The 21,965-nt window shown below is 41.1% G+C and carries 20 protein-coding genes and 1 riboswitch; of the genes, 1 reads left to right on the forward strand and 19 read right to left on the reverse strand.

Features of this window, described 5'->3' with window-relative positions; all coding sequences use genetic code 11:
* The first annotated feature begins 88 nt into the window (after positions 1-88).
* Complete coding sequence (locus BLR76_RS06020; protein ID WP_091266758.1) at positions 89-1,156, forward strand: tyrosine-type recombinase/integrase; 1,068 nt, start codon at positions 89-91, stop codon at positions 1,154-1,156.
* Between the two features lie 258 nt (positions 1,157-1,414).
* Here BLR76_RS06020 and glnA (BLR76_RS06025) read toward each other — a convergent pair whose 3' ends face one another.
* The 19 genes from glnA (BLR76_RS06025) to deoB all read right to left on the reverse strand — a co-directional run bounded on the left by glnA (BLR76_RS06025) (position 1,415) and on the right by deoB (position 21,887).
* Entirely contained in the window at positions 1,415-2,758 is a 1,344-nt protein-coding gene (gene glnA / locus BLR76_RS06025; RefSeq protein WP_091266760.1) for a type I glutamate--ammonia ligase, read from the reverse strand.
* Positions 2,759-2,993: 235 nt separating this feature from the next.
* On the reverse strand, positions 2,994-4,334 hold the full coding sequence (glnA, locus tag BLR76_RS06030; RefSeq protein ID WP_091266762.1) for a type I glutamate--ammonia ligase: 1,341 nt from the start codon (positions 4,332-4,334) through the stop codon (positions 2,994-2,996).
* A gap of 228 nt (positions 4,335-4,562) precedes the next feature.
* On the reverse strand, positions 4,563-4,838 hold the full coding sequence (locus BLR76_RS06035) for an HU family DNA-binding protein (protein WP_091266765.1): 276 nt from the start codon (positions 4,836-4,838) through the stop codon (positions 4,563-4,565).
* Between the two features lie 216 nt (positions 4,839-5,054).
* Complete coding sequence (gene der / locus BLR76_RS06040) at positions 5,055-6,368, reverse strand: ribosome biogenesis GTPase Der (protein ID WP_091266768.1); 1,314 nt, start codon at positions 6,366-6,368, stop codon at positions 5,055-5,057.
* Positions 6,369-6,479: 111 nt separating this feature from the next.
* Complete coding sequence (rpsA, locus tag BLR76_RS06045) at positions 6,480-7,877, reverse strand: 30S ribosomal protein S1 (protein ID WP_425425714.1); 1,398 nt, start codon at positions 7,875-7,877, stop codon at positions 6,480-6,482.
* A 97-nt stretch (positions 7,878-7,974) separates the two neighbouring features.
* Positions 7,975-8,652, reverse strand: coding sequence for a (d)CMP kinase (cmk, locus tag BLR76_RS06050; RefSeq protein ID WP_091266772.1), 678 nt, complete (start codon positions 8,650-8,652; stop codon positions 7,975-7,977).
* A 33-nt stretch (positions 8,653-8,685) separates the two neighbouring features.
* On the reverse strand, positions 8,686-9,318 hold the full coding sequence (locus BLR76_RS11790) for a LysM peptidoglycan-binding domain-containing protein (RefSeq protein WP_091266775.1): 633 nt from the start codon (positions 9,316-9,318) through the stop codon (positions 8,686-8,688).
* 61 nt (positions 9,319-9,379) lie between these two features.
* A complete protein-coding gene (locus BLR76_RS06060) occupies positions 9,380-10,825 on the reverse strand; it encodes a RecQ family ATP-dependent DNA helicase (protein ID WP_091266833.1) in 1,446 nt (481 codons plus the stop codon).
* Entirely contained in the window at positions 10,822-11,871 is a 1,050-nt protein-coding gene (locus tag BLR76_RS06065; RefSeq protein ID WP_091266778.1) for a helix-turn-helix domain-containing protein, read from the reverse strand. Before BLR76_RS06065 ends, BLR76_RS06060 begins: the two co-directional genes overlap by 4 nt.
* Positions 11,872-12,118: 247 nt before the next feature.
* Positions 12,119-12,727, reverse strand: a complete 609-nt coding sequence (locus BLR76_RS06070; RefSeq protein ID WP_245683047.1) for an ECF transporter S component — start codon at positions 12,725-12,727, stop codon at positions 12,119-12,121.
* Between the two features lie 169 nt (positions 12,728-12,896).
* A riboswitch (FMN riboswitch) is annotated at positions 12,897-13,015 on the reverse strand.
* Positions 13,016-13,109: 94 nt separating this feature from the next.
* The gene (locus BLR76_RS06075; RefSeq protein ID WP_091266785.1) at positions 13,110-14,921 is read right to left on the reverse strand and encodes a sensor histidine kinase; all 1,812 of its coding nucleotides are present in this window, start codon (positions 14,919-14,921) and stop codon (positions 13,110-13,112) included.
* Positions 14,922-14,926: 5 nt separating this feature from the next.
* The gene (locus tag BLR76_RS06080; RefSeq protein ID WP_281241338.1) at positions 14,927-15,676 is read right to left on the reverse strand and encodes a response regulator transcription factor; all 750 of its coding nucleotides are present in this window, start codon (positions 15,674-15,676) and stop codon (positions 14,927-14,929) included.
* A gap of 122 nt (positions 15,677-15,798) precedes the next feature.
* Positions 15,799-16,521 (reverse strand): pseudouridine synthase, encoded by a 723-nt coding sequence (locus tag BLR76_RS06085; RefSeq protein WP_091266788.1) that lies wholly within the window; start codon positions 16,519-16,521, stop codon positions 15,799-15,801.
* Between the two features lie 36 nt (positions 16,522-16,557).
* Entirely contained in the window at positions 16,558-17,112 is a 555-nt protein-coding gene (scpB, locus tag BLR76_RS06090) for an SMC-Scp complex subunit ScpB (RefSeq protein WP_091266791.1), read from the reverse strand.
* 16 nt (positions 17,113-17,128) lie between these two features.
* Positions 17,129-17,875 carry a segregation/condensation protein A gene (locus BLR76_RS06095; protein ID WP_091266795.1) on the reverse strand — a complete coding sequence of 249 codons (747 nt, stop codon included), beginning with the start codon at positions 17,873-17,875 and terminating at the stop codon, positions 17,129-17,131.
* Between the two features lie 14 nt (positions 17,876-17,889).
* Positions 17,890-18,258 carry a GNAT family N-acetyltransferase gene (locus BLR76_RS06100; protein WP_091266798.1) on the reverse strand — a complete coding sequence of 123 codons (369 nt, stop codon included), beginning with the start codon at positions 18,256-18,258 and terminating at the stop codon, positions 17,890-17,892.
* An 11-nt stretch (positions 18,259-18,269) separates the two neighbouring features.
* Positions 18,270-19,607, reverse strand: coding sequence for a diaminopimelate decarboxylase (gene lysA / locus BLR76_RS06105; protein ID WP_245683048.1), 1,338 nt, complete (start codon positions 19,605-19,607; stop codon positions 18,270-18,272).
* 252 nt (positions 19,608-19,859) lie between these two features.
* Positions 19,860-20,681 carry a purine-nucleoside phosphorylase gene (locus BLR76_RS06110; RefSeq protein ID WP_091266801.1) on the reverse strand — a complete coding sequence of 274 codons (822 nt, stop codon included), beginning with the start codon at positions 20,679-20,681 and terminating at the stop codon, positions 19,860-19,862.
* A gap of 36 nt (positions 20,682-20,717) precedes the next feature.
* Positions 20,718-21,887, reverse strand: a complete 1,170-nt coding sequence (gene deoB / locus BLR76_RS06115; RefSeq protein WP_091266811.1) for a phosphopentomutase — start codon at positions 21,885-21,887, stop codon at positions 20,718-20,720.
* Between the last annotated feature and the right edge of the window lie 78 nt (positions 21,888-21,965).

The following is a 21,965-nucleotide window of genomic DNA, read 5'->3' on the forward strand; positions in this document are numbered from 1 at the left end:
GAGGTGTCTTTTTCTGTACTTTTAAGTTCAATATTCTAACTGATCTTTACGGTAAAAGGATAGAACGTCGTTCTTAGGGGTGCGAAACTTGAGTTATAAAGATTACTTAACAGGAAAATATAAGGAGAAAGCCAAGTTTAATTTTAAACATAAAAAGGATGCATTACTTTGGGAAGCTAATATGAAACTTAACAAAGCCAGTGGAATGGATATTGGGAGCAACCCTTATTTTTATGATTACTTTGAGAAATGGATTGATACATATAAATCAGTACCCAATGTATCAGCACGTACGTTTGATAATTATGTTACCACGAAGAACCATGTTAAAACATATTTTGAATTTGTAAAAATTAAAAATATAACAAAGGTGAACTACCAAACGTTCTTAAATGAACTAGCCTCTAAAAAAGCTAAATCAACTAATCAGAAGATGAATAAACATATCAGGTCATGCGTTAAGGATGCCATTGAATCAGGTATAATAACAAAAGATTTCACGTATAATGTAACGGTATCTGGATTAGAAGGACAGTCTGAAGAAGATAAATTTTTATCTGAAGATGAAATCAAACGTGTAATGTCTGAAATAAGAAATGGGATAACTTTAGATATGACCACTCGTTGGATGGCTATTCTACAATTTGCTGCTGGATTACGATATTCAGAAGTAGCTGGTTTAACAGTTGATGATCTTAAAAATAATACATTACGTATCAATAAAGCCTGGGATTTTAAAGGGAAAAAACTAGGGCCAACTAAGAATGGCCTTAATCGGACGATTCGTATTGAACCTGCCGTTTTTAAAGAGTTGAGAGCCTATGCCATCAAAAAGAAAGAAATGAACTTAAAACAAGGTATTTCCAACGATTTACTCTTTACAACTATTGAGGGTCTACCACCCTCTCATACTGCGATGAACAAAACTCTTAGAAGAGCATGTAAAAGAGCTGATGTGAAAAAAGTGACGTCTCATGCTTTACGACACACACATGTCTCTTTACTAATTTATCATGGTATGAATATAGTAAGCATATCTAAAAGAATTGGACATTCTAGTCCAACAACAACTATCGAAAAATACTCTCATATCATTAATGAGTTAGAGCATAAGAATGATCAAATCTCGGATGAAATGATTGCTAGCATCTTCTAAATTTGTTCAGAAACTATTCAGAAATTTATTCCTGAATGGCGATTTATGCCGGTTATCTAATTGTCTGATGATGATTAAATCAGTATAGAGGTTGATAACGAGCATGTATTTAAGTTCTCCCGAAACGTATAAAAAAAGCAAGTGATCCTGAAGATCATTTGCTTTTTTATTTGATTCTCTTTCCAAGACAAATAGAACCGGCAGTCTATTCACAGACTGCCGGTTCTATTTGTTATTGATTCTTAATCATACAACTTATTAATACAGGTGCAGATAGTTATCTTTCTCCCACTGACTGACCGCTGCTTTATAAGAATCCCATTCGACCATTTTAGCTTTGACGAAATTCGTATAGATATGATTACCTAGGGACTCCTTAATCACATCGTTTTTCTTTAGAGCTTTAAGTGCGCTATGAAGGCTGGTAGGTAGAGACTTGATTCCCTGCTGTTCCAGCTGAGCCTCATCCATATCGTAAATGTTGTCATTTGTTTCTTCAGGTGGTGTCATTTCATTAGTGATGCCGTCCAGTCCAGCTTTCAGCATCGCTGCTAATGCCAGGTAAGGATTAGCCATCGGATCAACTGAACGTACTTCCAGACGAGTAGACATGCCTCTTGATGCTGGAATTCTTATCATCGGTGTACGGTTGCTTCCAGACCATGCGATATATACAGGAGCCTCATAACCAGGTACCAGACGCTTGTACGAGTTAACGGTCGGATTGGTAACTGCAGTAAATGCCGGGGCATGATGAAGCAGGCCTGCCAGAAATTGATACGCTTCTGTACTTAATTGTCTTTCATCCGACTCATCATAAAATACATTCTCGTTATTTCTGAATAAAGACATGTTGCTGTGCATGCCTGAGCCATTAATACCAAATACAGGTTTAGCCATGAATGTCGCATGTAGACCATATTTACGGGCGACCGTCTTAACAACTAATTTAAATGTCTGAATATTATCACAGGCTTCAACTGCATCTGCATACTTCCAGTCGATTTCATGCTGTCCAGGTGCGACCTCGTGGTGACTCGCTTCTATTTCAAATCCAAGATCTTCCAGTTCCAGAACGATATCCCGGCGGCAGTTTTCAGCCAGATCAGTTGGAGCCAAATCAAAGTATCCACCATTATCATTAGGTCTTTCAGTAATTTCATCGTTTTCATCTAGTTTAAGTAAAAAGAATTCAGGTTCGGGCCCAAGATTGAAAGACGAATAGCCCAAATCTTTTGCTTCTTTAAGTACACGTTTCAAATTGGTTCTCGGATCTCCCAAAAACGGCGTCCCATCAGGATTCACGATATCACATATCAATCGTGCCACACGCCCTTTTTTAGTCGATTCCGTTTCCCATGTAAAGACCAGCCAAGTATCAAAGTCTGGTTTCAGATACATGTCCGATTCCTGTATACGAACAAACCCTTCGATAGAAGATCCATCAAACATCATTTTGCCGTCCAGAACTTTGTCAAGCTGACTCACAGGCACCTCTACGTTTTTTACTGTTCCCAGTATATCTGTGAACATCAAGCGCAAAAAGCGTACATTACTCTCTTTTACATCTTTCATTATTGTTTCTCTTGTCATCTTCGTCATGTCTTACTCTCCCCTATCTATACCACTTATTGTATTACTTACATTTAGATTGCTATTAAAAGCACTTTTGAATAGTACCACTAGATGATGCACCATGCAATAGGAGGTTAATATGTAAATGAAATACGGTTATTTACAGAAGATTATTAAGTTCAAGTTGAGTATACTTTCGATAATTAATAACCCACCTGCCTCCCTGCTACTTTTCAGCAACAAGGAGACAGGTGGATATGGTTTAATAGAGTTCAAAGTAACGATCAGTTTCCCACTGCGTAACAGCCTTGGCAAAGTTATGCCAGTCTGCAGATTTCGCTGCGACAAATCGTTCAAAAATATGTTCTCCTAATCCGTCAATAATTGTTTCATCTTTTTTAAGAGATACAATTGCTTCATAAAGGTTCTGTGGCAGAGACTGTATGTTATTTTCGTCCCGCTCGATCTGGTCCATATTATAGATATTCTTGTTAACTGGACTGGGCGCGCTTTTTGCTTCACCGATTCCTTTTAGTCCTGCTTTGAGCAATACTGCTAATGCCAGATACGGGTTAGCTGTCGGATCTACGCTTCGCAACTCAACTCGCGTAGAATTGCCTCTAGAAGCCGGTACTCTAACGAGTGGGGTTCTATTAGTTCCTGACCAGGCAACGTAAACAGGTGCTTCATATCCAGGCGTCAGACGCTTGTATGAGTTGACTATCGGATTACATACCGCAGTGTAGGCTTGAGCATGATCCAGAAGGCCTGCAATGAACTGGTAAGCTGTTCCACTTAATCCATCTTCAGATTCAGAATCGTAAAATGCGTTACCCTCTTCATTGAAAAGAGACATATTGAAATGCATACCGGATCCACTGATGTTTTCAATCGGTTTAGGCATAAATGTCGCATGAAGACCGTGCTTTCTGGCTACCGTCTTGACAATCAGCTTGAATGTCTGGATATTATCACAGGCTTCAACGGCATCTGCATATTTCCAGTCAATTTCATGCTGTCCGGGAGCAACTTCATGGTGGCTTGCTTCTATTTCAAATCCGAGAGCTTCCAGCTCCAGAACAATGTCTCTACGACAGTTTTCAGCAAGATCTGTAGGCGCCAGATCAAAGTAACCACCATTATCATTTAAAGTTTTGCTCGGTTTGCCATTCTCATCTAGTTTAAAGAGGAAAAATTCAGGCTCTGGTCCCAGATTAAAGGATGTGAAGCCAAACTCCTTCATTTCCTTCACAACACGTTTAAGGTTGTTTCTTGGGTCTCCTGCAAAAGGCTGACCGTCAGGCATGTGGACATCACAAATGAAACGGGCAATCTTGCCGTCACCATTTTCAAGTTTCCATGGGAATATCAGCCATGTATCTAGATCAGGATGCAGCTTCATATCACTTTGATCAATTTCTACAAATCCATCTATTGATGAGCCGTCAAACGCCATTTCATTATCCATGACTTTTTCCAGCTGACTAACTGGCACCTCCACATTTTTGATTACTCCATCGATATCTGTGAACATCAATCGGAGAAACCTCACGTTCTTTTCCTTTGCTTCTTTTCGAATCGTCTCTTTAATCTCGGCGGACATAGTCCAGTCATCATTCCTTTCACCACTTCTCAGCGGCTCTTTTTTCTCATATCTATTAGGTTACTAGTAAGACAGACTGATGTCAAACGAGAGGTCTTGAAGCGTACGAATTTTCAAATAAGATATTCTTCTTAACGATTCTTATAATCGATCTCGTGCGGTATTTTCTGATCAAAGCAAAAAAAAGCCGAGATCAGCTGATCTCGACATAACAAAAGTATTTACTTTTTATTTTACTGCGTCTTTCAATGCTTTACCAGCTTTGAATGCAGGGACTTTGCTTGCAGGGATCTGGATTTCTTCCCCAGTTTGAGGGTTACGTCCTTTACGTGCAGCACGATCACGTACTTCAAAGTTACCAAAGCCAATTACTTGAACTTTTTCACCTTCAGCTAGTGAATCTTTGATTGTTTCGAAAACCGCTTCTACTGCTGCAGTCGCGTCTTTTTTAGTAAGGTCAGCTGTTGCTGCTACTTTTTCGATTAATTCTGCTTTATTTGCCATTGTATTCTTTCACCTCCTCAAAAGAAGATCGATGCATGCAGACCATTAAGTCCACTTGCGATCTTGCAACATTCCTTTGTATTGAATGTAATGGGTGAAATAGTCTATTCTTGACATTTCATTTAAAAAGATACCACAGAATCGTTGATACTGCAATGGTTTTGTCAAATTCTCTTCCATTCCTCACATAGGGCAAGCCGATTATTTTGTAAGAAACTACTTTCGTCGTCTCGGTATAATGCGAATGGGTGTTCCTTCAAATCTGAATGTATCACGGAATCTGTTTTCCAGGTACCTTGCGTATGAAAAGTGCAGTAAGTCCGGATCGTTTACAAATATAACGAATGTCGGAGGCGATACAGCGACTTGGGTCGTATAATAAATCTTCAGACGGCGGCCTTTGTCAGTAGGTGTCGGATTCGTTGCGACGGCATCCATCACGACATCGTTCAATATTGAAGACTGAATTCGAAGGTTTCGGTTCATAAATACTTCTTCAATTTTATCCGGCAGCAGGTGAAGACGCTTTTTGGTCATAGCGGATACGAAAACGATTGGAGCATAGGCTAAGTACTGAAACTCATCTCTGACATCCAGTTCAAATTCCTTCATTGTATTTGTTTCTTTCTCAATCGTGTCCCACTTGTTGACGACCAGTATGATTCCTTTGCCAGCTTCATGAGCATAGCCGAATACACGCTTATCCTGCTCTCTGATACCTTCTTCAGCATTAATGACACATAAGACCACATCAGAACGTTCGATTGCTCTCATTGCTCTCAGAACACTGTATTTCTCTGTATCTTCGTATACTTTCCCTTTTTTACGCATGCCTGCGGTATCGATCATGACAAAGTCACGGCCATCTTTCGTTTCAAAACGGGTATCGACCGCTTCTCTCGTCGTTCCTGCTATATCAGAGACAATGACTCTTTCCTCTCCAATAATGGCATTAACCAGGCTGGATTTCCCTACGTTAGGTCTTCCGATCAGACTGAACTTAATCGTTGATTCATCGTATTCTTCTTCCATATCTTCAGGGAATTCCTTGATCACTGCATCCAGAACATCTCCAAGTCCCAGTCCATGAGCCCCAGAGATATGATACGGTGTGCCTAGACCTAATGAGTAGAACTCATAGATTTCAGTACGTAATTCCGGATTGTCTGCTTTATTGACAGCCAATATGACAGGCTTTCCAGACTTGAATAATATAGGGGCAACCTGTTCGTCTGCATTAGTGACACCTTCTCTGACACTGGTCAGCATGATGATCACGTCAGCTTCTTCGATAGCGATTTGAGCCTGATTTCTAATCTGAATATTCAAAGGTTCATCTTCCATGGTAATCCCACCGGTATCAATAAGTGAGAATTCTCTACCCAGCCATTCAGCATCAGCATATATTCGGTCTCTTGTAACTCCAGATGTGTCCTCTACTATAGAGATACGTTCGCCAACTATTCGATTAAAAATAGTGGATTTTCCCACATTTGGTCTTCCAACGATCGCTACTGTTGGTTTAGTCATTCAAACACCTTCTTCCATAACACTTTGCTTTAAATAGTCACACCCAACTAAAGCAGGCATAATACCTGCTTTAGTTGGGTGCGGTAATAATATACCGATTTGTTTAGCTGACTAGTCTTCGTCGCTGTCGTTATCCATAAATCCTGATAACTGATCGCCGATCTGGTCACCTAAAGTAAACGCACCTTCGTCATCATCATCACGAAGTGAAGGCTGTTTAACTGAAGGTCTTTCATTCTGAGAAGACTGCTGGGGTGTCTCTTTAACAGGAGCACTTTCAGTGTTTTCTGTCAGTGCTTTGATGCTTAGAGAAACACGTTGTTCCTGAGGATTGACACTCAGAACTTTCACTTCAATTTCTTCGTCTTTAGCTACAATTTCATGAGGAGTTTCCACATGTTTATGAGCCATTTCAGAAATATGAACTAATCCTTCAACACCAGGTTTCACTTCAACAAAGGCGCCGAAGTCAGTCACTCTTTTCACTTTACCTTTAACGACTGTTCCAGGAGCAAGCTCTTCTTCAACATTGTCCCACGGTCCAGGTAGTGTTTCTTTGATGGACAGGGAGATACGTCCCTGTTCCTTGTCAACTTTAAGAACTTTAACATCAACCTGATCACCTATAGACAGTTTATCTTTAGGATGATCGATACGCTCATGAGCAATTTCCGAGATGTGAACCAGACCATCTGCACCACCGACATTGACAAATGCGCCAAAGTTGGTCAGACGAACGACTTCACCAGAAACTACAGATCCTTCTTCAAGGTTTTCAAGAGCTTTCTCTTTTTCAGCAGCCTGTTCTTTTTCAAGCAGAACTTTACGAGATAAAATCAGCTGGCGCTCATTCGGATCGATTTCTAGAATCTTGAATGTGTAGGTTTGTCCTTCAAACTGACTTAAATCGCTGACAAATGATGTATCCATCTGAGACGCAGGTACAAACCCTCTAACGCCCAGATCAACTGTCAATCCGCCTTTAACTACTTCAGATATAGGTGCTTCAACTGTTTCATCATTATTATATTTTTCCTGAAGCTCTTCCCAGACTTTACGCTGATCGACACGCTTCTTGGATAGTATGAAGCTTCCCTGTTCTTTATCTTTTATATCTCTTAGTACGACTACATCGATAACATCTCCGACAGAGACGATATCTGATGGATGATCAAAGCGTTCAGAAGCAAGCTCTCTAGGAGGGATGTGCCCTTCCTGTCCTCCACCAAGACCGACAATAACTTGTTTTTCATTATCGATGGCGAGTACTTCACCTTTGACTAAATCACCCGGTGTAATGTCGACAACGTCTTTCATAACGTCTGACATTGACTCCGAATGCGTGTCATCTGTTTCAACAGCAGGCTGTACTTGAGCCTCTTCGTTTTCTGCAATCACATCTTCTGGAGATGTATCAGCAGACGAATTTACTTCAACTTGTTCATTCGCTGTTTCCACCGCTTCTTCGTTTGTCACTTCTTCTTCATTTCTGTTTTCTTTTTCTGTCATCTTTGTATGCCTCCAATACCAATAATTCCTACACTATTAATTGTACCGAATATGCTTTTTAAATTCCAGTAAAACATTTTCAGTTAAAAATCACCGTTTAGTTTAACTTAGTGCTAATCAATGACTTGATTTTTTCGACTACTTCTTCAATAGACAATTTTGTCGTATCGATGCGCACCGCATCCTCTGCCTGCTTAAGCGGTGATGTGTCACGCGTTGAGTCCTTATAGTCTCGTTCAGCGATATCCTTTTTCAATTGTTCCAGATCAGAGAAAATACCTTTGCTTCTGTTTTCCTTGTGGCGGCGTTCAGCCCGCTCCATTACACTAGCCACCAGAAAAATCTTTACATCCGAATCCGGAAGAACAACTGTACCAATATCTCTTCCGTCCATGACCACACCATTATTTTCAGCTAGTTTCTGCTGACGGGTCACCATCTCTTCTCTTACTAGCGGATGAGCCGCTACGATTGAAACAGTATTGGTCACATTATTCTGACGAATATCCTCAGTGACATCTTCATTGTTCAGATAGACAGACTGGGCCATGTTTCTCTTTTTCAAACTGATATCAGTATGTTTAAGAAGCTTAAGTAGTGCATCCTCATCTTTTATATTAACACTTTTTCTTAAAGCTTCATAAGTCAGCGCTCTGTACATTGCACCTGTATCGACATAAATCAGGCCAAGATCGTCTGCTATGCGTCTGGCCACCGTACTTTTCCCCGAAGAAGCTGGTCCATCAATAGCAATCGTTACATTATGGGTTTCCATTCACTTTACACATCCAATATAATATTTTAGCAATTATTCAACTCGGAGTTCCTGTCCTACAAATACTGTTTCTACCGTCAATCCGTTCAGTTGCATCAGTTCTTCAGTACTCATCCCGTGGTTCAGAGCGATACGATACATATTATCTCCTGCTTTAACCGTATAGTACTCTCCCTGACCAGCAGGTTCTGGTTGGGGCTCTGGTTGGGGCTCTGGTTCTGGTTCAGGCTCTGGCTCTGGTGCCGATGGCTGCTCAGTTACTGGGGGTGTCTGAACACTTTCCGGTTCTTCGTCCGGCTCAGACTCCTCTTCAGGATCGACTTCTGGCCCTGGTTCATTCTCTTCCCCATCTGGCTCCTCATCTTCGCCTTCCGGTTCTTCCTCATCTGGTTCTTCTTCATCATTAACAGCTAACGACTGCTCAACTGAAGGAGAGGAAGGATCCTCGGACATATCTTCCCTGTTTGAAAACCATGCATACGCAGAGATAGGTAAAATAATTAATAATGCCAAAAAAATCACGGTTACTGTTAAAATAGGGGAAATACTCTGTTCTCTTTCTCGCTTCGCTTTTCTGGACATCGGTTCATCATCAGTATAATCAACTTCTTCATCAAAACGTTTGGACCAGAGTTCTTCCATCGATTCACGATCTTTTTTACTCATTCATATACTCCTCTCAAACTAATCGTGTCTCATTATATCATAGAATCCTTATTCTTTGAGTCTAGCTTTGTAAATTAAATAAAAATTTTAGCTTGTCCTGCCACAGATCTTCACTCTTTTGTAATAAATTGGGCCATTCAAGTGGTTCATAAGGAAGTGAGAGGGTCCGGATGCACCCAGTGCAGCAGCCATTACGTCTAACTTCAGGTTTTTCACCAAAATAATCGAGTAGAACTTCGCGTTTGCATCCCTGTTGTTTAGCGTAATCCACCATGGTCCTTAGCTGGACTGATTTATGTGTCTGATAACGATCAACCATTTCAGCAGCCTGTTCAAAAGGAATGTTCTGCTCTATAAAATGCCGACTTATATTTATCTTGGTGTCGTCTTTCAGATGATCGAGTGTCTCAGCATGTCTGTAAGCGAAAATCAGTTCATCTCTGTTCGGTAGAGTATTTTCCTGCAGTCTCATCTGGATCGCCTCATCGCCATTTTCATAAAGAAGTAAAGCGACCCCACCTTTTCTGTCTCTGGAACACCTGCCGATTTCCTGCAGGTACATCTCCGGACTTCCAGGTAGATGGTAGTGAATGATAAATCTGATGTCCGGCTTATCGATCCCCATCCCAAAAGCACTGGTAGCACAGATAACGGGTAAGGCATCTGATAAAAATTGAGACTGTATCCTGCGCTTGTCCTCTTTATCCAAATCACTATGGTAACTTTCACAGGGAATCCCCATTTGTGATCGTATCAGTTCGGCCAGTTGATCGGCAAGTTTCTTACTGGAAAAGTAAATGATTCCCGGTCCTTTAAACTCGCCGACGGCCTTAAGCAGCTGATCCTTCTTGTCTCCAAAGGACTGCGCCACTCTAAGTTGAATCGACGGCCGGTCCACCGGATAAATAATCTGGTCCACTTCTGAACTGAGGTTAAGTACAGAAAGAATATCCTTTCTCACCTGTTCAACTGCCGTAGCAGTCAGTGCCAGTGTCAATGGATTGTTCAGTTCCTGCCTGACTTTACCCAACTTCAGATAGTCTGCTCTGAAGTCCATCCCCCATTGAGAAATACAATGAGCTTCATCTACTACAAGTAGAGACAAGTTGATTTGTTTCAGCTGATCGATCATTCCCTGCTGCTGAAGCATTTCTGGAGACACAAAAATAAATTTATACGCTGATAAATTCCGTAGAATGGTCTGTTTCTCCTTGAAAGAAAGAAAACTGTTCAATGCCACTACTGACTTTTCACCGCTGCTTTTCATTTTTTCTACTTGATCTTCCATTAGAGATAAAAGTGGTGATATGATGACAGTCGAACCTCCGAGCAGATAAGCTGGCAGCTGGTAACAGAGCGTTTTCCCAGTACCTGTTGGCAACATGACCAGTGCGTGTCTTTCTGCAAGAACACTGCTTATCGCCTCTTCCTGTCCGGCACGATAACTATTAAATCCGAACCTGTCATTCAATAGTTTTTTCGCTTGAATGCTCCTGTCTTTTGTCATAGACATCCACGTATCCTTTCAATTTCAACTAGTCGATACCAGAAAAATTCAAGCTGCTGAATCTCCTGTTGTGCCTGAGCGTAAGATAAAGACGGCTCGCTTAAAAATAACTTTCTTAACTGATCATAAACTTCTTTTGGGATCAATGGTTTATACCCTGTATACTTGCTGATCAGTACCGCTTCAAGTACATGTTCTTTGACCGTGTTTTCTTTTAATTTGCGTATGGCCGCTGTGCTATGAATTGAGCTTCCGTTCATTAAAAACGTCATGCTTCTGTAAGCACTGTCACTTAATCCGTAATGACAGGATTTGTGGACAGTATCCCACAAAGACTTCAAAAGGTCTGATTCCTCAAAAAAACGGGAAAGCCTGTCCATGAGAATCTCTGTAGTTAGCAGTACTTCTAAAGAAGTCATCCCATGCTTCTCAGCTGTCTGCCTTTTGGTCATCCCTTCATAGTTATGCCCAATCATCTGATTTACTATAAATGTTCCTAGTTCATCTGGTAAGGTTTCAAGAAACGCCTTAATTTCATCTGCCCACATGAAAGCCAGAGGCTTCTGTGGAAAGCCTTGTTCAGCTAACCATTTCTTTATTCGATTCTGAGTGAGCCTGTCGCTGATGTAAGGGATGTACCCCTTATTTCCATAACTGAACTCAGATAAAATCTGCGTGACAAAGATGAACCAGTGCCAGAATGCTTTGCGTGTCAGTGCATCAGACATTTCTAAAGTACAGTTCAGCAGAGGGTAGTTTAAAATAAACGCTTCCTTACTCTGCTGGCCTGATGGCGTTATCTGATATCGTCCTTCTTCTTGAGTGAGCCAGCCCAGATCGCTCAGTTTCTTCATCCTGTCTACCCATTCTGATTTTGAGAGTGAAAGAGAGGAAAGAAATAGAGCCTGAAGCTGATTTTTTTCAGCAGTAAACAAAGTCGATGGCGTACGCTTTCCTTCTGCAATCAGCTCCATCTGTCTCAGCGTTACGGAGGTCTTCTCAGAAAATAAGTAATTGATGTAGTTCAGCTCAAACATTTCTGTCATACGTCACCCACTGTGATTTTATTTTGTTTCTCTATCTCTACAATACACTATACAACTCAATAGGTTAAGCTCTTTATTGGTCTTAATTTTCTTAATTTTTTTAACAGCTCAAACATCTGAATGATAAAGGCATATAAAAAGCCTGCAGAGACTTGAACAGAGATAAACAGGTGTAAACCTGTTATAATCTATACAAATTTCTGTAGACTGCAGTAGATGTATTAAATAAAACTAAAGGTGTTATGCCTTAAGACTGAGATATAGTAACCTGTGTCTGCTTCTTACGATTAATTTTCTTTCTAGTCTTATCAAGCCAAGGTTTAAGTTTCGAAAAGGCAATAAAGAACAGTACTGCTACTATAGGACCTTTAATCATATTGAAAGGCACAATAGCAAACAGCAGATAAGTTCTCATTGGTCCGACACTGAATCCCATTACTGCCATATAGGCAGGTGCAATAAACAGCCAGTTTGCTAAAGTCATAGCTGCAGTCAAGGAAACACTGGCAGCTCCGCCAGCAAGAAGTTTATATTTCAAGGCAGTTCCTTTTTTTGCGATAATCAGGTACAGTGGAAGTGTATAAGATAATGTTGCAATAAAAGCTGCTGTATCTCCAATCGGAAATCCCATTTCTCCGCCCTTTTGAGCGTACGACAGGAGTGAGCGGATGAATGCAATAGCAACACCTGCCAGTGGTCCGTAGACATACATTCCGAAGAGCACCGCAAGATCACTGAAATCTATTTTCAGGAATGGTGATCCGGGCAGTATTGGGAATGAAATCATGGATATGACCCATGCAAGGGATGCCAGCATAGCAATGCCTACCAGTCGTTTTGTTTTGTTGTTTGTCATAATAAATCCTCCTGAAAGGATCCATCCTGCTTAGGGTGAACTTAATGATGAGAGTATTCTGGCCTCTGCTTGTCTGATACTTGAAGCAGGAAAGACAAAAAACTCTGCCAGTTCCCCACTTCAGGTCACTAACAGAGCAAAAAGACAGAATTTATTTTCAGTCAGAAAGCTCCATCTTCTTTATCCAGACTATACTGTCGGTACTGGAATTACACCAGTTCAGCAATCACTGATCGCTCGTGGACTTTACCACCGGTCGGGATTTACACCCTGCCCCTGAAGATGAATCGATATATTTAATTCTGATATTATTATACTGAGTTTAATCGATGAAGTCAAGCGCTCTTGCTCAACATTACACAGGAGACTAAAACTATTGCCCTTATTCACTTTCCCCAGTTTCGATCGGAAGATGAATAAGGAACGACGCCCCTTTTCCTAATGTAGATTCGACTTCTATATACCCTTCATGTGCTTCTACGATGTTCTGAACTAATGACAGTCCAATGCCTGTACCGTTCGCATTGAATGAGTAATTATTTCGGGATTTATCTGCTTTGAAGAATCGGTCGAAGATATACGGAACATCTTCTTCCGGTATTCCAGTCCCAGTATCTTTCACGACCATAACTACTTCGTTCAAGTCCTGCTCATTGTATAGCTGTAGCGTCACGACTTTTTCAGACTTATCAGTCATACTTGTGTGTCTGATCGCATTATTTATTAAATTGACAAACACCTGATCCATCTTATCTTTATCCATGACGAGATGAACGTCTTCTTTAGGCATGTCAAGCTGAAGCGAGACTTCGGATTCATTCGCCATTTTGTCAAAACGGAAAAGCAAGCTTCTCAAGTAACTGTTAAGGTTCACATCAGTTTTCTGAAGCTCGATATAACCTGCTTCCATACGTGACAAATCAAGCATCTCATTTACCATACGGTTCATTCTCTGTGATTCATCACGAATGATCGCCGCCATCTCTTTTTTCTCTTCAGTGCTTTCCGCAACGTCGTCGAGTATCGCTTCACTGTAACCCTGAACCATGACCAGAGGGGTTCTCAATTCATGAGAGATATTATTGATAAAGTCGACTCTCATTTTATCAAGTCGATGTTTCTTCGTCTGATCATTAGTCGAAACAAGAATACCTCTTAAGTCTTCAGTAAAATCATCTACTAAAGGGAGAATCCTCACATCGTAATAAGATTCCTCCATTTCGATTGAAAACTCTCTGATTTTCTTATGTTTAACCACTTCCCGCAGCTGTTCTCCCAAATCGATAAACTCTTCATCATGTGAAAATGCAGATTTTTCGATTTGATATTGGGTAAGAAATATGTCCCCAACCGGGTTAGACAGCAGGAGGGTCAGTTCTGAATCATAATAAAGAATACCTGTTTCGATGTTTTCCAATATATGAGCAAGCAGTTCTTTTTCCTGCTTAACAACTGTCCTGTTCGTTTCAAGTGAATGACCCATTTTATTCATTGCCATAGCCAGTTCAGACAAATCATCTCGCCCAGAAATCGGAAGCTGATGACTAAAATCGTCTCTTGCAAAGTCAAATGCTATATTCGTCATCGCATTTATTGGTTCGGAAACATTTTTTTTGAGATACATGTAATAATAAGCTGCTATAAGCAGGTGAATGATAGTCAAACCAGTAATGACCCAGGTCATCTGTCTCTCAATTGAGATAAGAAAAGATAGATCCGCATACGAGTATAGGATGAGTTCCTCTCCTTCTGTAGATGTCGGCTGGATATGAAAAATAAAAGGAATGTTATAACTCACTTCATTATCCTGATCTGAGCGTATATTCACATGTTCCTCTTGGGGCTGAAAGTTCTCGATGATATCCGGTTTATTTTCCATTGTATTAAGGACATCCGCTGGGAAAGAGTACACCCATGCTTCACCAGTTGGAGAATCGAACGTTTCAGAAGCCAGAGCGAAATGAATACTCGAATGGAGATTATTAATAGACTCAATGTTATCTATTAAAAAATGTGGATCCGCAATAGCTAAGCGTTCCACATTTATAATAATTTCTTCAAAGTCATTCATGAAGTTTTCTTTAATCTGCTGGGAATAAAATACACCGTAAAACACTGTAGTAGCAATAAAAGAAAATAGAGTGATACCAAAGGTGATAAGCCAGATCCTGATTGCAACTACATTGATTTTCATGCTGTCTACTCCTCTTCTTCATGAGGATAAGAATTCAGCTTATATCCTAGTCCCCAGACTGTCTCGATCATTTTCGCTGCCACATCAGATTCTTTTTTGAGCTTTTCTCTCAAACGTTTAACATGGGTGTCAACTGTTCTCAAGTCCCCGAAAAATTCATATTTCCACACTTCTCTTAAAAGCTGCTCTCTGCCAAAAATCTGATCAGGTGCTGACATGAGGTAATGAAGCAAATCATATTCCTTCGGCGTCAGATTGACAGTTTTCCCGTCCGCAGTAACACGTCGGGAATCGTTGTCGATTTCAAGATGAGGAAGCTTGAGGGTATCTGAAACATCTCCTGCAGCATCTGTTCCACCTGCGCTTGATTTTGTCCGCTTAATGATCGCTGCTACACGTAAAACGATTTCTCTTGGACTGAAAGGTTTAACGATATAATCGTCTGCTCCTACTTCAAACCCTTGTATCCGGTTTAGCTCTTCCCCTTTTGCCGTAAGCATCATGATAGGTGTCTCTTTTTCTTTTCGGATTTCTTCAGCTACCTGAATCCCGTCCATCTCAGGCATCATGACATCGAGTAGAATCAGGTCATATTCATTTTCCAGTGCGAGGTCCAGAGCAATCCTGCCGTTTTCAGCTTCATCAATATCGTAATCAGCTTTTTCAAGATACATTTTCAGTAAACGTCTGATTCTATCTTCATCATCTACAACTAATAACTTTTTAGCATTCCCTTGACTAGTCTCTTCGGTCACTTTAAGACACTCCTCTAAATAATAGTGGGTTCGTTCACTTATCGATCGCTGTTGATCTCTTGTTTATCATTATAAATGAAGAACAATGATACTTCCAATCATTTCGCCTGTGATCCGGTGGGTTAGGACTCTTCGACAAGCTGCTTGAGTTTATTTACCTCGAACTGTTTAAGTTCTCTCCATTCACCTGATTGAAGCCCTTCAGCAGTCAGGAAGCCGTATTTATCACGATTCAGTTTCTCGACTGGAAAGCCGACACTTTTAAGCATCTTTTTAACCTGATGGTTTTTCCCCTCATGAATCGTCAGTTCCACAAGACTAGTATTTTTTTTAGAATCCACATCAATAATTCGCGCTTTAGCCGGTCGTGTCTTGTAACCATCGATCACTACGCCTTTTTCTAGTCTGATTACAGATTTTTTATCGATCAAACCAGTGACTTTAGCAATATATGTTTTTTCCACACCAAATTTAGGGTGAGTCAACTGATTTGTCAATTCACCATCATTGGTCAAGATAATCACACCAGTTGTATCATAATCCAGACGACCTACAGGATAGATGCGCTGTTCAACCCCGGAAAGCAGATCAACAACTGTTTTTCTTCCTTTAGGATCATCTGCGCTCGAGATTACACCCCTAGGCTTATTTAAAAGAAAATAGTACTTCTGTTCCTGTACAATAGGGACACTGTCCACTTCAATCAGATCAGTCTTTTTTACATTAATCCCCATTTCTTTCACTACTGCACCATTCACCTTGACTCTGCCCTCTTTTATCATCTTTTCAGACGCTCTTCTAGAAGCTACACCTGCGTGAGCCATGACTTTCTGTAAACGTTCCATAAACGTTTCTCCTCCATCTCTAGTATCAGACTATAACTAAAAATCAGCTGACTCTTCAAATAAACTCTGATTAGTCAATTCTTCTTCCAGTTCTAGTTCAGGTAATTCTGTTAAATCGTTCAAGCCGAAATAATCGAGAAAATAGTCAGTCGTACCGTAAAGTACAGGTTTACCGGGAGCATCAAGTCTTCCAATTTCCTGAATAAGATCACGGAGCTTCAATTTCTGAAGACTGGATGACAGCTGAACTCCTCTAATTTCTTCGATTTCCATTCGTGTGATCGGCTGCTTATAAGCAATTACCGCTAATGTCTCAACAGAGGCTTTACTCAGTTTCTTGCTCAGTGGCGACTGAGCATATACTTGAATTGCTGGTGAGTATACTTTTTTTGTTGCAAGCTTGAAACTATCTGCTGTTTCGAGAAGGGTCAGTCCGCTTGTATCATCGCCTTCATATTTCTCTTTCAGCTTAGTCAGACAGACCTTTGTATGGTCCATCGTCGATTTTGTTAGCTGAGCCAGTTCATTTAACGTAATTCCTTGTTCACCTGCCACAAACAGCAATGCCTCTAATGTACCTAATTCATTCATCGCCTGTCGCTTCCTTTCATTGACCCACTGCTGAACTAAGATATATTTCTCCGAAACACTCTTTCTGTTCAATAAACAATCTGTTTTCTTTTATCATTTCAAGAACAGCTAAGAAAGTGACGACGAATTCCTTTTTTGTCGGCACGGTGAACAGGTCTATGAATAATATTTTCTGTCTGTTCTCCGATAACTTTTTCTCAAGCCATTCTATCTTATCACTGATCGTAATTTCTTCAAGATCAATAGTGGTCGGCCCAGGCTCCATCCACTGTTTTTTTCTGATCATTTCACCAAAGACACCCACAAGGTCGCCCAGTGACAGTTCATTGGGGCTCAACGGAATGGACTGCTGATACTGTGTAAGATCTGAATGATCTTTTAAATAATACTGCTCCCTGTCATCCCTACGTTCAGACAGTTGTGAAGAGGCGTACTTAATTCTGCGATATTCAAGAAGGCGCTCTTGCAGCTTTTCAATAGAGTCTTCTTCAACATCGAACAGTTCGCCTTCTTCTTCCCACTCATCATTACGAGGAAGGAGAAGCTGACTCTTGATCGACATCAGGGTGGCAGCCATTACTAAATAGTCTCCAGCAATGTCGAGCTGCAGCATCTGCATTGCGTGGAGATAATTCAAGTACTGATCGGTTATTTCTTTTATCGGTATATCATAAATATCGATCTCATATTTATTTATGAGATGCAGCAGTAAATCCAGAGGCCCTTCAAAGACATCAAGATTGACTTTCCATTTTTCACTCATATGCTATCCCTACTTTATTCATCTCTATCGGCTTCTTTTTTCCACTTTGTGACGAGTGGAGCAGTTTCCAGTGTGCCGACAATCTTCTTGGGTGAACAGGTCCTTGACAGAGCTGTCAGCATTCGAAACGCCATGCCTTCTTCTCGATAAGACGGATTGATTGCAATGTGTCTGAGAAGAACAATTTCTTCTTCATCTTCAATACCGATCACTCCTGCCAGATCACCGGTTTCCTGACTTTTCCATAGGTAAAGCTGTCTGTTTTCTTCCTGTTCGTACCACTGCATCTCATTTGTGAGTCGAGTAGTATCTTTTAGATCAGGTACATAGGAAAGCAGTCCCATCGTTATTTTCTGGTAGTCTGATTTATATTTAATGAGCATCTTTCGCCCTCCTATCCCTCAAACTGTTGTGTGCTAACTTCCAGGTTAAGAAAATCAGTATACGTTTCTCGTTTAACTGCTAGCGCATGTCTGCCTTCTTCGACGAAGACGACTGCTGGTCTCGGTAACCGGTTGTAGTTACTGGCCATTGAATAGCCGTACGCTCCAGTACTGAATACAGCCAGTATATCATCCTGAGCGGGTTTTGTAATGGATAGATCCCAGATAAGCATATCTCCGCTTTCACAAGCTTTACCTGCGACAGATACTTCTTCTGTTTTTTCACCATTCACTTTATTGGCTAGAACTCCCGTGTATTTTGCCTGGTATAAAGCAGGACGAATATTATCAGCCATGCCTCCGTCTACAGAGATGTACTTTCTAATACCAGGAATTGATTTCTCAGTACCGATCGTATATAAAGATGTCCCCGCTTCTCCAATAATACTTCTACCCGGTTCGATCCAGATCTCAGGCAGGTCCATTTCCAGCTTCTGTGACTGATCTCTGACAGCTGCCATGATTGCATCAGCATAAGTGGATAGTGGCAGCGGCGCATCTTCCTGGGTGTAACGGATACCGAATCCCCCTCCGGTATTTAATACCGAGAGAGTAAAATCATATTTATTTTCCCATTCTTTTGCTTTGGCCATCAGTTTTGCAATAACTGCCTGATACCCGTCTACTTCAAAGATCTGTGAGCCTATATGAGCATGCAGACCGATAACGGTCAAATAAGGGGAATCCTGAAGCTCTCTGATTGCCTGTTCGGCCTGATCCGAAGACAAGTCAAACCCGAATTTAGAGTCTTCCTGTCCGGTCGTAATGTAATCATGGGTGTGAGCAGCCACGCCCGGTGTGACCCGGATGAGTACGTCCATCTGCTTTTTCTTACTCTCAGTCAGTTCTTTCAGCATAGATAACTCGACGAAATTATCTACAACGATACAGCCGATATTATAATCGATGGCTTCCCTCAGCTCCTGCCATGACTTATTGTTGCCATGGAAATGAATTCTTTCTGCAGGAAAGTCTGCTTTGATTGCCAGAAACAATTCTCCTCCAGAGACGACATCAAGCGAGACATCTTCTTGTGCAAGAATCTCATATAATGCAAGGGATGAAAATGCTTTACTCGCATAAGCCACTTGGCTTTTGTTTTCATAAGCTTTGAAAGCATCTTTAAATGCTTTGATTTTCTTTTTAACAAGGCTGATGTCATAGACATATAAAGGCGTACCGTATGTTTCAGCCAGTTCTACTGAGTCAACCCCACTGATTTCAAGATGATTATCATTAGTGACGGTCATATTCTCCATCAGTCTGCTTTCATTTGAAACATTAGTCATTCTATCCCACATTTCTATTTAGTCTGAATCCTGATTGCTCTGTTTTTCAGTTCAAAAAACATCCAAGAATATCATACCTACATATGGCTGAAAAATCAAACTTCCTTTAAAAAAGTACAGAATATGCACTTATACACACATGCTGGTCATGGGCGTTATCTCTTAGACTCCTTTTTCAAAATATGAGGAAAGGAGTCCTTAGTTATTTCTAAGAACTCCTTTCCTTTATCTTCTTTATACGTTCAGATCTGTTTACAGTTCAGCAATAACACGTTTGACCAGTGTCTTGAATGAATCTCGGACGCGCGTCGTCACTTCAACGACCTCGTCATGGTTCAATGATTCCTGCATCCCTGCAGCGTAGTTTGTAATACATGAGATGCCGGCGACTCTCAATCCAGCATGTCTTGCGACAATTACTTCCGGAACAGTTGACATGCCCACTGCATCTCCACCAAGAACGCGGATCATTCTGACTTCCGCTGGCGTTTCATAAGTCGGTCCTGTCAGACCAAGATAAACACCTTTCTGAATAGCAATATCATTTTCCTTAGCTACTTTTTCGATTGTTTCCTGATAGCCTCTATCGTAAGCCTGGCTCATATCGGTGAATCGAGGACCGAATGTTGCATCATTTGGTCCTAGAAGCGGATTGTCACCAGTCATATTGATATGATCAGTAATGATCATCAGGTCACCCGGTGTATACGATTCATTGACTCCCCCAGCAGCGTTGGTCACCATCAGCGAACTCACGCCGAGTGCTTTCATCACTCTGACAGGGAAAGTGACTTCTTTAAAGCTATACCCTTCGTAAAAGTGGAAACGTCCCTGCATAGCAATGACCTTGCGATCACCCAGTGTTCCATATACAAGCTTGCCGGCGTGTCCTTCGACTGTTGACACAGGGAATCCTGGAATATCTTCGTAAAGGACTTCTACAGCATTTTCTGCTTCGTCAGCAAGTTCTCCAAGTCCAGATCCTAAAATAAGTCCGATTTCAGGATGATCCATTCCTTTTTCTTTCAGAAAAGCTGCAGCGTGTTCAATAGCTTCTACGTAAGTTTCGTTCATTAGTCAGTCTCCTTCAGCACTATCTTTATAATCTACCTAGTTTAATTTATCTAAAAAACTTTCTCCGAATCCAGTTCCTTCGACACCAAAGTTTTCCGCAACAGTTGCGCTGATGTCAGCAAAGTGTCCCTGAGGAAGAGCTTCGGGGTTTTTAAATTTCGAGCTGAATGCAAGCAGTGGTACATACTCACGTGTATGATCGGTCCCATGATGAGTTGGATCATTCCCATGATCGGCTGTTATGATAAGCAGATCCTCTTCATCAAGTGCCTTGATGAGTTCAGGTACTCGTGCATCAAATGCTTCAAGAGCCTCTTTGTAGCCTGCTACATTACGTCTGTGTCCATATAAGGCGTCGAAATCGACCAGGTTGGTAAAACTCAATCCAGTAAAGTCTTTTTTCAGGACATCAAGCAGTTTATCTACTCCATCCATGTTGGAAGATGTACGCACGGAATCAGTAATGCCTTGTCCATTGAAGATATCATTGATTTTACCTACAGCTACTACATCTTTTCCAGCTGCTTTCAGTTTGTCCAGCACAGTTTCTCCGAACGGGTCCAATGCGTAGTCATGGCGGTTGCTGGTACGAGTAAAGTCCCCAGGTTCTCCCACATATGGTCGAGCAATGATTCTTCCAATCATATAGGGCTCGTCTTTAGTAAGTTCTCTGACATATTCACAAATGTCGTATAGTTCTTCGAGAGGAATTACTTCTTCATGTGCAGCGATCTGAAGGACAGGGTCTGCAGATGTATATACGATCAGATCTCCCGTTTCCATCTGATGCTTGCCGTATTCATCCAAAATATCAGTTCCAGAAGCAGGTTTGTTCCCGACTATTTTACGGCCGGTATGCTTTTCGATCTGATCGATCAGCTCAGCCGGGAAACCGTCAGGAAATACGCGGAAAGGCTTATCAATGTGCAGTCCCATAATTTCCCAGTGGCCAGTCATCGTATCTTTACCAACTGATACCTCTTCTAATTTTGTATAATAAGCAGAAGTATCATCAACTGGATCGATCCCTTTAAGCGGAGCAATGTTGCCTAACCCCATTGCCTGCATATGTGGCAGATGAAGACCAGCTTCTTCTGCTATATGGCCTAGTGTGTGAGCGCCTTCATCATTGAACTCTTTGGCATCAGGTGCTTCGCCGATACCGACAGAGTCCAGTACCATTAAGTGTATTCGTTTAAATGACATACTATGTCCTCCTAGATTGTCTTTCATTCAGAATAAATCAGGTCAACTGAAAAAGCAAGAATACATGAAAGTCGGGCC

This window comes from Alkalibacterium thalassium, from assembly GCF_900101165.1.
GTDB classification, from domain to species: Bacteria; Bacillota; Bacilli; order Lactobacillales; family Carnobacteriaceae_A; genus Alkalibacterium; species Alkalibacterium indicireducens.